Source organism: Janthinobacterium sp. 78, from assembly GCF_003096775.1.
GTDB lineage: Bacteria > Pseudomonadota > Gammaproteobacteria > Burkholderiales > Burkholderiaceae_D > Janthinobacterium > Janthinobacterium tructae.
This window is the reverse complement of the sequence record NZ_QENT01000001.1, coordinates 4,813,645-4,828,337: the sequence shown is the minus strand read 5'-3', so window position 1 is coordinate 4,828,337 and position 14,693 is coordinate 4,813,645. Positions and strand designations below refer to the sequence as shown.

Here is a 14,693-nt window from a genome sequence, read left to right as displayed (position 1 = left end):
CGCGGCCAGCCTAATGCTCGTGCTTGTCGGTACTGCCTTGTTCCTCTTTCATCTGCGACAGCAAGCGCCAGGCAAAAAAGCCCAGCACGGCCACTCCCAGCAGCAGTGCGGCCCACAGCGCGGTCAGGCGCCATGGCGCCCCGTCCTTTGTGACGGGGGTTGGCGCAGCCACGCCCCCGTTGGGTTTGAGCGGACCGGCGCTGGCAGTCTTGAGCGCCAGCAGCTCGTCCGCCCTGAAACCGGGCGCCACCTGCGCCAGCGGCTGCGCAACGGCGGCGGCGTTGCCGTTGCCGAATGCCAACTGATAGGGCGGCTTGCCGCTGGCCAGGAAGACGACGGTGGCGGGTGTCCAGCCCAGGCGCAAGGCGGGTGCATTGTCGGCGGAGAGCGGGTGTTCCGTGGATGTCTGCAGCACCCATTCGTTTGTTTGCGTCACGGGCATGGCCAGGTCGCCCGAGATCCGTTCCTTGCCATCGAGGCCGATGCGGTAAAACGTCGTGCTCAGCAGAGGATCGAAATAGGCGCCTTGCGCGGGACGCGCCTGCTGGCGCAGGTGCAGCCGGTGCCGGGGAACATAGCTGTTCTGGCGATACACGCCCAGGGTTACAGGCAGTACCGTATTGGTCTGCGTCAATTGCAGGGCGATGCTGTCGGCGGGCATGGCGAGAGGCGTGGCATAGCGCCATTCATTTGCCTGCTTGCCGGGCGCGCCTTGCAGCACGACGCTGGCGCGCGGCGCGGCGATGTCCGTTTCGCTGACGGCTTGCGCCGTAATCGCCACAAAGGCCAGCGGTTCCCCCGCTTGCCAGCTCAGGCGCGCGTAACGAAAAGCGCGTGGCGCAAAGGCGATGCTGTCGTTGGCCAGGGTCTGCGTATCGTTGTTGCTGAGCCAATTCAGGGTGGTGGTGCCGATGGCGTCCCATTGCTTCAGGTCATCGCTCACTTCCAGCAGCACTTGCGCACTGTAATTGTCCGTGCGGGCCGGTGGCGTGAAACGCAAGGCGGCGATGCGCTTGTCTTGTGTTTGCTTGCCCAGGTCGAGGATCAGCGCTTGCAGCGCCGCCGTGGCCGCTGCCGTGCCAGCCCGCGCGCTGACCGACAGCAGCCGGCCATCGTCGGCCGTGCGGATGTCGATGCCTTGCAAGCCGTCGCCAGTTGCCGGCGCGCCCGTCACGGGGAAAATGCGGGCGGGAATGTTCGTGCGCTGCGTGGCCGATTGCGCGGGCGGCGCGCCGATGGCATAGGCCAGGCGCTTGCCGTCGGCATCGAACAGGCGCAGGTCGGCCAGGCTGGCCGAGCTGGCGTGCAGGTAAACTTCCCTGGGCAATGTTAGCTGCACGATGCCGGCGCCGGCCGGCGACTGGATGGGCATGTTCCAGGCATAGTCCTGTGGCCGGTCCTGGCCAGGCGCGGCCAGCGCGGCGCCTGCCACCAGCAGGCTGCAGCAGATCAATGAGGCTTTCATGCGACTCCTTGTTGCGGTTCGGCTGGCGCTGGCGCGGCAGCCTTGGGGAAGGGCGCCAGGTAGCCGATCAAGACCATCAGCAAGCCGACACCGACAAACGAGATGATGCGTTCGATGCCGCCCACGTTCGACAGGTCGATCAGGAACAGTTTCAGCACGACCAGCCCCAGCAGCACGGCGCCCATGCTCCATTGCTGGCGCCGCTGCTGGCGCGCCGCGTGGCGCATCAGCAGCAGGGCCGTGACGCTCCACACCAGCGACAGCATGGCTTGCACAAACTGCGAGGCCAGCATGGCGTCAAAGGTGTACGGCACGCCCAGATAGTGCGAGACCGTGCGCAGCAGCATCAGGTTGAACCAGCCATATACGCAGCAGGCGGCCACGGCCGGCAAGCGCGCTTGCCACAGGGCGGGCAGCGGGAGCTGGCCGGCCGGGAATAAACGGTAGCTGGCGATGGCCAGCAGGATGGCAAAGCCTGTGCTCAAGTCCAGCGGATTGAGCAGTGGCAAATAGGGCAGCGGTGCCATGGCGCCATCATCGACAATATTCCACGTGACAAGCAGCAGCAGCGACCACAGCGCGCCCAGCGGTATCAGGGTGCCCTGGTACCACGCGGTAATCGGCGCCACCGGCCAGGCGCCCGCGCGGCAGCGGCGGATCAGCCAGGCCAGTGCCAGCATCATGGCCCAGGCCGGCAAGTAGCGGGCCCAGGCGGGGCTGACGCTGCCTTCGTGGCCAGCCAGCCAGGCGCTGACATGCATGGCGCCCACGGGCCACAGCATCAGCCATGGCGCGGCCGTGCGCAGCGTATGCAAGAGCCGCAGCGCCCGCACGTCGAGTTGCCAGCCCGCTTGCGGCCAGGCCAGCAGCAGGTATTCGCCGGCCGCCAGGGCACATGCCAGGGCCAGCCAGCTCAAGCCCGTCGGTAGGTAATCGCGCAGGTACAGCGCCAGCAGCAGGTTGGTGCTCCACAGGCCCAGGCCGAGCCAGGCAGCCACGCTGAACCAGCGTAACTGCGGCCACTCCAGGCGCCGCGCCAGGATGGCGAACACGGGCGCCGTGACGCATACGGCAATCAGGTACAGCGCCAGCCAGTGCTCGCCCGCATGCTGCTGCATGGCGAGGTCGCCGTCGATCAGGCGCAGCAGCCAGCTGACGAGCGGCACGAGGATGGCGGCAAACCACAGCAAGCCGCTCCAGACCAGCAGGGGCCGTGCGACCAGGGCCAGCAGTTCGTCGCCGCCGCGCGCGCGCAGCGCCAGGAAACGGGCGCTGGCAAAGGCGGCGGCGCCCAGCAGCAGGGCGCTGAGGAAGGAACCGTGGAACAGGTTGGCCGGATGCTGATCCCAGACCCAGCTGGCGCGGCTCAGCATGACCATGCCGGCCAGTACCTGCACGGCCAGCAGCAGGGCGCGCGGCGCATGCCATTGTTCGCGCCGCGCCAGCACCGCCAGCAAGGCGGCCACGCCCAGGGCGCTGACGGTGAGCAGGTTCAGTTGCGTGGCAGCATCCGTGCGCAGCAGGATTTCGCTCCACAGGCCACCCAGCAGCCAGGCCGTGGCGGCCGTCAGGAAGAGCACGGACAGGCTGCGCATGAATTCCGGATGCAGGTGGCTGGCATGCCGGCGGAAATTGTAGGCCATCACCAGCGCGGCGGCGGCCAGCAGCGCGCAGCCGAGCCAGATGTTGGCCTGCAGGGCCCTAGCCGCATCAAGTCCCTGCAGGATGAACAGGAAGGAAATCCATGCGCCCGCCTGCACCAGCAGGCCGAAGGCCCAGGCCAGCGTCTGGCGCTGGCGCAAGCCGACCCAGACGATGCCCGCGCCTTCCAGCGCCCAGGCGGCCGACGTCCAGCGGCCATCGAGGGCGAACGGGATGGCCAGGGTGCCGAAGACGATGCCCAGCGCGAGGAAGGCTTCGGCCAGCAGGCGGAAGCCAACGCGGCGCCAGAGCGCCACGGCCAGTCCCGTGTAGGTCAAACCGGCAAGCAGCGCGGAAAACGCCAGGCCAAATTCAAAGTGCCGCACCAGTCCGTATTGCAGGCCCATGGCCGCCAGCGGTGTGCCGAACACGAGAGTGCCATCCACGTAATGCTTGAGGCGCGGCGCCTGGCGTGCGCAGTAGGCAATGGCGATGCCGATATAGAACAGTACGAACAGGATCAAAAACAGCTGCGTCGACAGGTAGTGCTCGGGCGAGTAGCGCAGCAGGCCCCAGGTGGTGGCGACGACGAAGGTGAAGCCAAAGCTCAGCACATTGAGCACGCGCCAGGCGCGTTTCAGGGCGATGGCGAAGACGCCCGCGTTGAGCAGCGCGTAATAGCTGAACAGGCCGATATGGTTGCCGCTGCCCGTCGACACGAGCAGGGGCACGGCAAAACCGCCGACGATGCCGAAGACGGCCAGCCAGACGGCGTTTTGCAGCACGGCCAGCAAACACGTGAACGCCGTCAGCACGAACAGCACGGCAAACGCCAGGCCCGCCGGGATCAGTTCATACAGGCGGAAGGCGCCAAACGTCACCAGCATCAATATCGCCAGCGCCGTGCCCTGCAGCGGCAGGCTGATGCCAGGGCGTTGGAGCCGGATGCGCCAGGCCCAGGCCAGCAGCGCGATGTCGGCCAGCGCGATGCCGGCCAGACGCAGCTCGATGGGCACGGTGACCTGTGCCGACACGTATTTGAGCAGGAAGCTGACGCCGAGGAAGAGGATCAGCAAGCCCAGCTTGGCAACCAGGTTGCCGGTAAATAACCAGTTCTTCGCCTTGGCAACGAGGCCGTCCGGGTGGGCGATCCAGGATGGGGTGTTGGGGGTGGCAGGGGCGGGCTTGGAGGGAGCCGTTGGCGCTGGTTTCGGTGGCAAGGGTGCGGCAGGTGCGGGGACTGCAGCCGGCGCGACCTGCGCCAGCTCGGCCACCTTGATCGCGGCCGCTTGCGGCACGGGTGTGGGCGGCGGCAAGGGTGTCGGCACTGCCACTGGCGCCGCGCTATCGGGTACGGCGGGTGCAATGGGCACGACGGGCGTGGCCGGCGCTTCGGCCTGGCCTTCCAGTGCTCGCAGGCGCTGCCCGATGGCGTCGACTTCCTTGCGCAGGCGCGCCGTCAGCAATTCCAGATCGGCAACTTTCCTGCGGTGCTGCAGCACCAGCACGAAGGCGGTGATCAGCAAGCCAAATATGATCAGCGATATCAATCCAAACATGGGGGCAGCTTTCGGGGATGGTCAGGGCGAAGGCGCCCGATGTATGCGCACATTACCTTATTATCAAGAAACAGGCGATTTTTGTTGTGCCGGGGGAAAGTAGTAAAGTGCGAGGCCAGCATGGCGCAGTGCGGCATTTTCCGTATTGATACCAAGCAAGATGACGACATTCAGATTGTCGTGCGCAAGATAGTGCTGTATTTTAGCAATTCCTTAATTGCCAGTTCCCCATGCCATGAGTCAAAGCAGCCAGTTTTCCTTATTGTCGCAGCGCCGTTTCGGGCCCTTTTTCTGGACCCAGTTCTTTGGCGCCTTCAACGACAATCTGTTCAAGACGGCGCTGATGGTGATCCTCGCCTATGACGCGCTGAGCTGGACCACGCTCGACCCGTCCACCATCACCAACCTGATCCCCGGCCTGTTCATCCTGCCGTATGTCGTGTTCTCGGCCACGGCGGGCCAGCTGGCCGACAAGTTTGAAAAGGCGGGCCTGGCGCGTTTCGTCAAATGGATGGAACTGGCCATCATGGCCGTGGCCGCCGCCGGCTGGATGACGCATACCCTGTGGCTGCTGGTGGCCGCCGTGGTGGGCATGGGCGTGCATTCGACCCTGTTTGGCCCCGTCAAGTATGCGTATCTGCCGCAGCAGCTGAAACGCGAGGAATTGGTCGGCGGTAATGGCTTGATCGAGATGGGCACCTTTGTCGGCATTTTATTGGGCGAAATCCTCGGCGCCGTCTTGATCGTGCACAAGCCGCTGGGCGTGGAACTGGTGGCCGGCGCGACGATTGCCGTGGCCATTTTCGGGCTGATCGCCAGCTACCGCGTGCCGCGCACGCCCGCGCCCGAGCCGGACTTGAAGGTGAGTCTGAACTTTGTCGCCGAATCGTTCCGCAACCTGAATTTTTCGCGCAAGAACCGTCCCGTTTTCCTGGCCATGCTGGGCAACTCCTGGTTCTGGTTTTACGGCGCCCTGATCCTGGCGCAGTTCCCCGTGTACTCGAAGGATTTCCTGCATGGCGACCACAGCGTCTTCGTACTGTTGCTGACGGTGTTTTCCGTCGGCATCGGTACCGGCTCCTTGCTGTGCGAACGCTTGTCTGGCCACAAGATCGAGATCGGCCTGGTGCCGTTCGGCTCCATCGGCTTGTCGCTGTTCGGCATCGACCTGTATTTCGCCAGCAATGCGTATGTGAATACGCAAGTGGTCGACGCGCTGGCTTTCGTGGGCCAGGCAGGCGTGCCGCGCATTCTGCTCGACATCGTCATGATCGGCGTGTTTGGCGGCTTCTTCATCGTGCCCCTGTTCGCCCTGATCCAGACGCGCTGCGACCCGAAACACATTTCACGCACGATTGCCGGCATGAATATCTTGAATGCCCTGTTCATGGTGGCGGCGGCCGGCGTGGCCATCGTGCTGCTGGGCCAGGGTTTCACGATTCCGCAGCTGTTCCTCGTCACGGCCATCCTGAACGCGCTGGTGGCGGCCTACATCTTCTCGCTGGTGCCGGAATTTCTCATGCGCTTCCTGGCGTGGATACTCATCCAGACCGTGCACAGGGTCAAAGTCGTCGATGGCGAGCGCATCCCTACGGAAGGGGCGGCGGTGCTGGTGTGCAATCACGTCAGCTATGTGGACGCCATCGTCATCATGGCGGCCAGCCCGCGCCCGATCCGCTTCGTCATGGACCACCGCATCTTCAAGATGCCGCTGATGGGCTGGATCTTCCGCACCGCCAAGGCGATACCCATCGCGCCGGCCAAGGAAGATCCTTTCCTGATGGAAAAGGCCTTCATCGACATTGCGCAAGCGCTGCACCAGGGGGAACTGGTTTGCATCTTCCCTGAAGGCAAGCTGACGCGCACGGGCCAGATCAGCGAATTCAAGGGCGGCATCGCCAAGATCGTCGAACGCAGCAAGGTGCCCGTGATTCCGCTGGCGCTGCGCGGCTTGTGGGGCCATCTGCTGAGCCACCGCAATGGCCATTTGTTCGAGCGCGCCTTCAAGGCGGGCTTGCGCTCGCGTCTGTCGCTGGCCGTGGGCATGCCCGTGGCGCCCGAGGCCGCCACGCCGGAGTTGCTGCAGCAAAAGGTGCAGGAATTGCGCGGCAAGTGGAAATAAACCTCATTCCTCTCGCGTAGCGGCGCCCGTGCGCCGCGCCAGGTGCGCGTGCAGCAGGGCGGCGATGGCGGCGAAATCCACCGGCTTCGTCAGGTGGTGGTCGAAGCCGGCCTGCTCCGTGCGTGCGCGCGCTTCGCCCTGGCCCCAGCCCGTCAGGGCGATCAGCAGCACATCACGCCCTTGCGCGCGCCGGCGGATCTGGCGCGCCGCTGCGTAGCCATCCATGTCCGGCATGCCCAGATCCATCACGACCAGTTGCGGCCAGGCCATGTCGACCGCTGCCAGCGCCTGCGCGCCGCCATACGCGACCTTGGCGGCATAGCCCTCCAGCTGGAACAGGCTTTGCATGGTATCGGCCGCGTCGCGGTTGTCGTCCACCACCAGCACTTGCAGCGGCTGGTGCGCGCTGGCGGGCGACTCGCTGCCGGTGGCGGCCTGCGTGGCGGCCGGGATGTCGCTGGCGCTGGCCGGCAAGGTGACGATGAAGCGGCTGCCACGGCCGGGGCCGTCGCTGCAGGCGTCGATGCTGCCACCGTGCAGCTCGGCGAACTGGCGCGCCAGGCTGAGGCCAATGCCCAGGCCGCTGGTCATTTCTCCCGCCACCGTGCGTCCCTGTTCGAACATGGAAAAGATGCGTGCGATGGCGTCCGGCTCGATGCCGATGCCATTGTCTTCGATGACCACTTGCAACTGGTCTTGCGCCTGGTGTGCCGTGATGTGGATGTGGCCGCCGTCCGGCGTGAACTTCACGGCATTTGAGACGATGTTGGCAAAAATTTGTACCACCCTGGCGTAGTCGGCGTGCAAGGTCACGGCATGTGGCGGCAGATCGCGGGTGATGCGGATGTGCCGCTTGCTGGCTGCGGGCTGGCACAGCTCGCTCACATGGTCGAGCACTTGCTGTAGCTCAAAGTCCTTGCGTTGCAGCAACACCTTGCCGCGGGTGATGCGCGCCACGTCGAGCAGGTCATCCACCAGCCGCGTCAGGTGCGTCACCTGGCGCTCGATCACGTCGCTCACCTTGCCGACCTGCTCGGATGCCGGGAACAGGTGCTTGAGCAGGGCCACGGAGGATTTGATGGGCGCCAGCGGGTTGCGCAGTTCATGCCCGAGGCTGGCAAGAAATTCATCCTTGCGCCGCTGCGTCTCGCGCACCTGGTACTGGCGCTGGCGCGCGCGCAGCATGGCGTGCGCCGACGTGATCAGGGTCAATATGTGCACGGGGCGTTCCAGCAGGGTCAGATTGCCCAGGGTGGCAATGGCTTGCCGCAAGGGCAGGGAATCGAGCCCCGCGTGCGTCAGCAGGATGATGGGCAAGTCGGACCAGTCCGGCTGCTGCCGGGCATACGCGTCGAGCACGGAGTAGACGCCTGCTTGCAGCGCTTCGTCCACCGTCAGCACGCCGCCGGCGCCCAGCGCCAGCTGCTCGGCCAGTTCGCCGAGCGAGCGGCAGGCATGGCTGGCGATGGCGCTGCCCGCCAATACGCTGCCGGCCAGGGCGGCATCCTGGCCGGCAGGCGCGTAGATCAGGATGCGCTGCTCCATGGCGTTTCCTAGGGCAAGGGCGTGCCGCCGATGGTGGGCAAGCCCGACAGGATGCCGTGAAAGCCGGCCAGGGCCGGGCCGATGCGGATGCCCTGCGCGCTGATTTCGAAGCGGCGGATGCTGCGTTCGTGCGCACTGCCGCGTTTCTTGAAGACGGAAATGGCTTGCCGCACCTCGCCTTCCGTTTCGTAATAGCGCAGCATGATGACGCCGTCGGCCAGGTAGCTGGCGTCGGCCGAGGTGGTCATCGCGGTGCCCAGCATGTTTTGCTGCACGCCGACGAGCAGGGTGGCCACGCCGCGCTGGCCCAGGTAATTGAGCAGTTCATGCAGATAGGTGCTCTGGAAGCGTTCGTCGGGCACCGCATGCATGTAGCCGTTCAGGCTATCGATGACGATCACGCGGGCGCCCTGTTCCGCCGCGTCGACCACGGCCTGGGCAAATTCTCCCGGTGTCAGCTCGGCCGGATCGATCTGCTGTGCGCGCAGCAAGCCTGTGTCGAGCGCCGCCTGCAGGCGCATGCCCACGTTGTCGGCCCGGTTCAGCAGCTTGCTGCGCGCTTCTTCGAACAGGAACATGGCGCACGGTTCGCCGCGGGCCGTGGCCGCGTGCACGAATTGCGCCGCCAGAGTGGACTTGCCGCTGCCGGCGGGGCCGGAAATGAGGGTGCTCATGCCTTCTTCCAGGCCGCCGCCTGTCATGGCGTCGAGTTCGGGCACGCCGCTCGACAGGAGCCGATGGTCGCCATCGCGCCGCGTGTCGGCCGCCACCAGGCGCGGATAGACGACCAGGCCGTCACGGGCGATCTTGTAGTCGTGCGTGCCGCTGCGAAACGGCACGCCCCGGTATTTCACCACCCGCACGCGGCGCCGGTCATTGCCATACGCCTGGTTTTGCCGCTCCAGCGAGATCACGCAATGGGCCACGCTACGCACCTGCAAGCCGTCGTCGAGCGCGGAACGGTCATCGATCAGCAGGGTAGTGCAGTGTCTGCTGGCCAGGTAGCGCTTCAACGCCAGCACCTGGCGCCGGTAGCGCAGGGGGTTTTCCGCCAGTAGCTGCAGTTCGGACAGCGAATCGAGCACCAGGCGCGCCGGGCGGTGCTTGTCGATGGCGGCCTGGATGCGCTGGTTGGTCGCGGCCAGCTCGATTTCGGACGGATGGAAGATGGTGTACTGGCGCTCCGGGTCGAGCATGTCGTCGCTGGGCGCCACCTCTTCGATGGCGATGCCGGCCAGGTCCCAGCCGTGCGACAGGGCCGCGCCGCGCAGCTCGATCTCGGATTCGGCCAGGGCGAGATACAGCACAGGTACGCCATTGCGCGCCCCTTCGGCCAGAAATTGCAGCGCCAGGGTGGTCTTGCCTGTGCCGGGTTCGCCTTCGACCAGGTACAGGCGCTCGGCCAGCAAGCCGCCCGTGAGTACGGTGTCGAGGCCGGGAACGCCCGTCGACAGCAGTGGTGGCGCGTCCGGGCCGCTCGCGCCCCCGTGTTGCGCCGTTCCTTGCGCTCCTTGCACCTGCCCTTGCGCCTGTGCTGTCATCATCGCGCCCCCGCTGTGCCACGCCGTGGACAGGATAGTAGCGCGAATGCCTACGCATGTCTTTTCGATACCATTGGTAAATATTCATGGCGCTGGGCGTGGCCGTGCAGGGACGTGTTGCGCACATGATCGCCGCTTCAGCAAAAAACGCATTACCCTGCTACAGTATTCATTCAATCCACCTTTTCCGCCGTGCCGTTTTGGCCACCGCCCGCCAGGGTCCTGCTCCACTTTGCTGGTGTGCCGCCGCTGTTGCTGTCCTCATTTTATTGCCTCATTGATAATTAAATTCGTTTGATAGTTGCTTTGTTTCAATTGTAACGATGCTTGACGATTTTAGAATGATCGTTCATTCTTTGATCTGCGTTAATAAATTTAGTCATTTCTAACGACACTAGCCAGCTTCTTTTTCAGAAAGTCCAAGATGCAACCAACCTTTTCATTGACGTCGCCGCGTACGAGCGGCGCTATTGCCGTTCTGTGCGCCACTGTAATCATGGCCGGCTGCGGTAAAAAACAGGAAGCACCTCACGCGCAGCAAGCGCCACAGGTGGTCGTGTTTACTGTTAATCCGGCCGCGTTGCCGATGAGCGCCGAATTGCCCGGCCGTACGAATGCCTACCAGGTCGCCGATGTGCGCCCGCAAGTCGGCGGTTTGATCCAGAAGCGCCTGTTTGTCGAGGGTAGCGATGTGAAAGCGGGCACGGCCCTGTATCAGATCGATTCGGCCACCTACCAGGCGGCCGCCAATTCGGCCAAGGCCGCGCTGTCGAAAGCCAAGGCCAACCTGCTGACGGCCGGTCCGAAAGCCTCGCGCTACAAGGAACTGGTTGCCATCGAAGGCGTGAGCCGTCAGGAATACGATGATGCCATCGCTGCGTTCGAGCAAGCCAAGGCAGACGTCGAGTCCGCCACCGCGGCGCTGGAATCGGCCAACATCAACCTGCGCTACAGCACCGTGACGGCACCGATCAGCGGCCGCACCAGCCGCTCGTCCGTGACGGCCGGCGCGCTGGTGACGGCAGGCCAGGCCGAAGCGCTGACCTCGGTGCAGCAACTCGACCCGATGTATGTCGACGTGACCCAGTCGAGCACCGACTTGCTGCGCCTGAAACGCCAGATGGCTGACGGCTCGCTGAAGAAAGTGGGCGAAGGCCAGGCCAAGGTCGACCTGATCCTGCCGGACGGCAGCAAGTACAGCGAATCGGGCAAGTTGCAGTTCGCCGGCGTGACGGTCGATCCGACCACCGGCAACGTGATCTTGCGCGCGCTGTTCCCGAACCCGAAAGGCGAATTGCTGCCAGGCATGTACGTGCGTGCGCAACTGGAAACGGGCGTCGATGAAAAAGCCATCACCGTGCCGCAAGTGGGCGTGACGCGCAACCAGAAGGGCCAGGCGACCGCCTTGATCCTGAACAAGGAAAACAAGGTCGAGCAGCGCGTGCTGACCACCAGCGGTACCGTCGGCACCAACTGGCTGGTGACGTCCGGCCTGGCCGCAGGCGACCGCGTGATCGTGGAAGGCTTGCAAAAAGTCAAGCCAGGCGCGCCAGCCGTTGCCGTGCCGGCCAAGGCCGAAGCTGCTCCTGCTCCTGCCGCCGCCGCTTCTGCTGCCGCATCGGCTGCCAGCGCCCACTAATTCAGGAGAATATTAATGGCCCGTTTTTTCATTGATCGCCCGATTTTTGCCTGGGTGATCGCGATCGTCATCATGCTTGCCGGCGTGATTTCGATCCTCAGCCTGCCGATCGCGCAGTACCCGAGCATCGCTCCGCCGTCGATTTCGATCAGCGGCTCCTACCCTGGCGCCTCCGCCAAGACCGTGGAAGATGCTGTCACCCAGGTCATCGAACAAAAGATGAAGGGTATCGACGGCTTGCGCTACATGGCCTCGTCGAGCGATGCCACTGGCGGCATCAGCATCACGCTGACGTTTAGCAGCGGCACCAATCCCGACATCGCGCAGGTGCAGGTACAGAACAAGCTGCAGCTGGCCACGCCACTGCTGCCGACGGCTGTCACGCAGCAAGGCCTGGTCGTGTCGAAAGCGACGAAGAACTTCCTGATGGTGTTCGGCTTCATTTCCGAAAACGGCAAGATGGACCAGACCGACTTGAGCGACTATGTCGCCGCCAACGTCGTCGATCCGCTCAGCCGTGTTGCCGGTGTGGGCGATGTGACACTGTTCGGTTCGCAGTACGCCATGCGTATCTGGCTCGACCCGGCCAAGCTGCAAAGCTTCAACCTGACCCCGGCGGACGTGATCACGGCCGTGCAGGCGCAGAATGCCGAAGTGTCGGCCGGTGAACTGGGCGGCACGCCGTCCGTCAAGGGCCAGCAGCTGAACGCGACCGTGTCGGCGCAGAGCCGCTTGCAAACGGTGGAGCAGTTCGGCGCCATCTTGCTGAAAACCACGACCAACGGTGCCATGGTGTACCTGAAGGACGTGGCCAGCATGGAACTGGGCCGTGAGAACTACAACACCGTGGCCCGCTACAACGGCCATGCGGCCACCGGCGTGGCGATCAAGCTGGCGACGGGCGCGAATGCGCTCGATACGGCCAATGCGGCGAAAGCCATGTTGGGCAACCTGAGCAAGCAATTCCCTGAAGGCATGAGCTACCAGGTGGCGTTCGATACCACCCCGTTCGTGAAACTGTCGATCGAAGAAGTGGTCAAGACGCTGGTCGAAGCGGTCATCCTGGTCTTCCTGGTGATGTACCTGTTCCTGCAAAACTTCCGCGCCACCTTGATCCCGACCATGGCCGTGCCGGTCGTGCTGCTCGGTACCTTCGGCATCCTGAACGCGTTCGGCTATTCGATCAACACGCTCACCATGTTCGCCATGGTGCTGGCCATCGGCCTGCTGGTCGATGATGCCATCGTGGTGGTGGAAAACGTCGAGCGCGTGATGAGCGAAGAGGGCTTGTCGCCGCTGGAAGCGACACGCAAGTCCATGACGCAGATCACGGGCGCGCTGGTCGGTATCGCCATGGTGCTGTCGGCCGTGTTCGTGCCGATGGCCTTCTTTGGCGGTTCGACGGGCGTGATTTACCGCCAGTTCTCGATCACCATCGTCTCATCGATGGTGTTGTCGGTGGTCGTCGCGCTGGTGTTTACGCCAGCCTTGTGCGCCACCTTGCTGAAACCGGTCGAGAAGGGCCATCACGCCAGCAACAAGGGTTTCTTCGGCTGGTTCAACCGCAGCTTCGACAGCAGCAGCAACAAGTACCAGAGCCTGGTTGGCAGCATGATTCGTCACCGCGGCCGTTCGATGCTGTTGTATGTCATCTTGCTGGCCGGCCTGGTATTCGTCTTCATGCGCCTGCCGACCTCCTTCCTGCCGGAAGAAGACCAGGGCATCCTGTTTACGCAGATTCAATTGCCGACGGGCGCCACGCAAGAGCGCACCCTGAAAGTGATCGAACAGGTCGAAGACCACTTCATGAACAGCGAGAAAGACAACGTCGCTTCCGTGTTTGCCGTCGCCGGTTTCAGCTTCGGCGGTAACGGCCAGAACACGGGTATCGCCTTCGTGCGCCTGAAAGACTGGTCGCTGCGCAAGGACGTGGCGCAAAAAGCGCCGGCCGTGGCCGGTCGCGCCATGGGCAAGCTGTTGCAGATCAAGGATGCGATGGTGTTTACGTTCGCCCCGCCTGCCGTGCTGGAACTGGGTAACGCCACCGGTTTCGACATGCAGTTGCAAGATATCGGCGGTGTCGGACATGACGCCCTGATGGCGGCGCGTAACCAGTTGCTGGGCATGGCGTCGCAGAATCCGGCCATGGTGGGCGTGCGCCCGAACGGCCAGGAAGATACGCCGCAGTACAAGATCGACATCGACCAGCAGAAAGCCACCGCACTGGGCTTGCAGCTCTCGGAAATCAACCGCGTGCTGAGCGTCGGCTGGGGTAGTTCGTATGTCAACGACTTCCTCGACCGTGGTCGCGTGAAGAAAGTGTTCATGCAAGGCAATGCCGAATCGCGCATGTTGCCGGAAGACTTGAACAAGTGGTTCGTGCGCAACACGGCTGGTCAGATGGTACCGTTCTCGGCCTTCGCCACCGGCAAGTGGATTTACGCATCACCACGCCTGGAACGCTACAACGGCTTGCCGTCGGTAGAGATCCTCGGTACGCCGGCGCCGGGCCAAAGCACGGGCGCGGCCATGAACGCGATGGAAGAGATGGTCGCCAAGCTGCCGCCTGGCATCGGCATGAGCTGGACCGGCGTCTCGCTGGAAGAGCGCGAATCCGGTTCGCAGACGCCGCAGCTGTACGCGCTGTCCCTGCTGATCGTGTTCCTGTGCCTGGCCGCGCTGTATGAAAGCTGGTCGATTCCATTCTCCGTGCTGCTGGTGGTACCGCTGGGCGTGATCGGCGCCGTGCTCGGTACGTGGATGTTCGGCCTGTCGAATGACGTGTACTTCCAGGTGGGCTTGCTCACGGTGGTGGGCCTGTCGGCGAAGAACGCGATTCTGATCGTCGAGTTTGCCAAGGAAATGCAGGAATCGGGCATGTCGCTGCTGGACGCGACCTTGCATGCGGTGCGTCTGCGTCTGCGTCCGATTCTGATGACCTCGATTGCCTTCGGCCTGGGCGTGTTGCCACTGGCCATCTCCAGCGGCGCCGGTTCCGGCAGCCAGAACGCCATCGGTATCGGCGTGCTGGGCGGTATGTTGACGGCCACCTTCCTCGGTATCTTCTTCGTGCCGGTGTTCTTCGTGCTGGTGCGCGGCTTCTTCTCGAAGCCGGACGCGCCCGCCACGCCGGCGACGCCTGGCTCGCCAGCCGTCACGCTTTCCAAGGATGCACATTAAT

General features: G+C 64.1%; 7 protein-coding genes. 3 read left to right on the top strand and 4 right to left on the bottom strand.

Going from position 1 to position 14,693, the window contains the following annotated elements; all coding sequences use genetic code 11:
• Nucleotides 1-10 precede the first annotated feature (10 nt).
• Both C8C92_RS21265 and C8C92_RS21260 read right to left on the bottom strand, forming a co-directional pair.
• The gene (locus C8C92_RS21265; protein WP_116745169.1) at nucleotides 11-1,465 is read right to left on the bottom strand and encodes a DUF3999 domain-containing protein; all 1,455 of its coding nucleotides are present in this window, start codon (nucleotides 1,463-1,465) and stop codon (nucleotides 11-13) included.
• Nucleotides 1,462-4,665 carry a DUF2339 domain-containing protein gene (locus tag C8C92_RS21260; protein ID WP_116745168.1) on the bottom strand — a complete coding sequence of 1,068 codons (3,204 nt, stop codon included), beginning with the start codon at nucleotides 4,663-4,665 and terminating at the stop codon, nucleotides 1,462-1,464. The genes C8C92_RS21265 and C8C92_RS21260 overlap by 4 nt, the downstream gene beginning before the upstream one ends.
• A gap of 235 nt (nucleotides 4,666-4,900) precedes the next feature.
• Between C8C92_RS21260 and C8C92_RS21255 the strand changes: the two genes are divergently transcribed.
• Entirely contained in the window at nucleotides 4,901-6,787 is a 1,887-nt protein-coding gene (locus tag C8C92_RS21255; protein ID WP_116745167.1) for an MFS transporter, read from the top strand.
• A gap of 3 nt (nucleotides 6,788-6,790) precedes the next feature.
• Here C8C92_RS21255 and C8C92_RS21250 read toward each other — a convergent pair whose 3' ends face one another.
• The gene (locus tag C8C92_RS21250; RefSeq protein WP_116745166.1) at nucleotides 6,791-8,332 is read right to left on the bottom strand and encodes a hybrid sensor histidine kinase/response regulator; all 1,542 of its coding nucleotides are present in this window, start codon (nucleotides 8,330-8,332) and stop codon (nucleotides 6,791-6,793) included.
• Nucleotides 8,333-8,340: 8 nt separating this feature from the next.
• Complete coding sequence (locus C8C92_RS21245; RefSeq protein WP_243420315.1) at nucleotides 8,341-9,876, bottom strand: ATPase domain-containing protein; 1,536 nt, start codon at nucleotides 9,874-9,876, stop codon at nucleotides 8,341-8,343.
• Between the two features lie 421 nt (nucleotides 9,877-10,297).
• Here C8C92_RS21245 and C8C92_RS21240 point away from each other — a divergent pair, with 421 nt between their 5' ends.
• Together C8C92_RS21240 and C8C92_RS21235 are read left to right on the top strand one after the other, a co-directional pair.
• Nucleotides 10,298-11,512, top strand: a complete 1,215-nt coding sequence (locus tag C8C92_RS21240; protein WP_116745165.1) for an efflux RND transporter periplasmic adaptor subunit — start codon at nucleotides 10,298-10,300, stop codon at nucleotides 11,510-11,512.
• A 15-nt stretch (nucleotides 11,513-11,527) separates the two neighbouring features.
• Nucleotides 11,528-14,692, top strand: a complete 3,165-nt coding sequence (locus tag C8C92_RS21235) for an efflux RND transporter permease subunit (protein ID WP_116745164.1) — start codon at nucleotides 11,528-11,530, stop codon at nucleotides 14,690-14,692.
• Nucleotide 14,693: the final 1 nt, after the last annotated feature.

Excerpts from the sequence above, each read along its gene's own strand:
- C8C92_RS21265 (WP_116745169.1), bottom strand. The coding sequence starts at position 1,465 with ATGAAAGCCTCATTGATCTGCTGCAGCCTGCTGGTGGCAGGCGCCGCG.
- C8C92_RS21260 (WP_116745168.1), bottom strand. The coding sequence starts at position 4,665 with ATGTTTGGATTGATATCGCTGATCATATTTGGCTTGCTGATCACCGCC.
- C8C92_RS21255 (WP_116745167.1), top strand. The coding sequence starts at position 4,901 with ATGAGTCAAAGCAGCCAGTTTTCCTTATTGTCGCAGCGCCGTTTCGGG.
- C8C92_RS21250 (WP_116745166.1), bottom strand. The coding sequence starts at position 8,332 with ATGGAGCAGCGCATCCTGATCTACGCGCCTGCCGGCCAGGATGCCGCC.
- C8C92_RS21245 (WP_243420315.1), bottom strand. The coding sequence starts at position 9,876 with ATGATGACAGCACAGGCGCAAGGGCAGGTGCAAGGAGCGCAAGGAACG.
- C8C92_RS21240 (WP_116745165.1), top strand. The coding sequence starts at position 10,298 with ATGCAACCAACCTTTTCATTGACGTCGCCGCGTACGAGCGGCGCTATT.
- C8C92_RS21235 (WP_116745164.1), top strand. The coding sequence starts at position 11,528 with ATGGCCCGTTTTTTCATTGATCGCCCGATTTTTGCCTGGGTGATCGCG.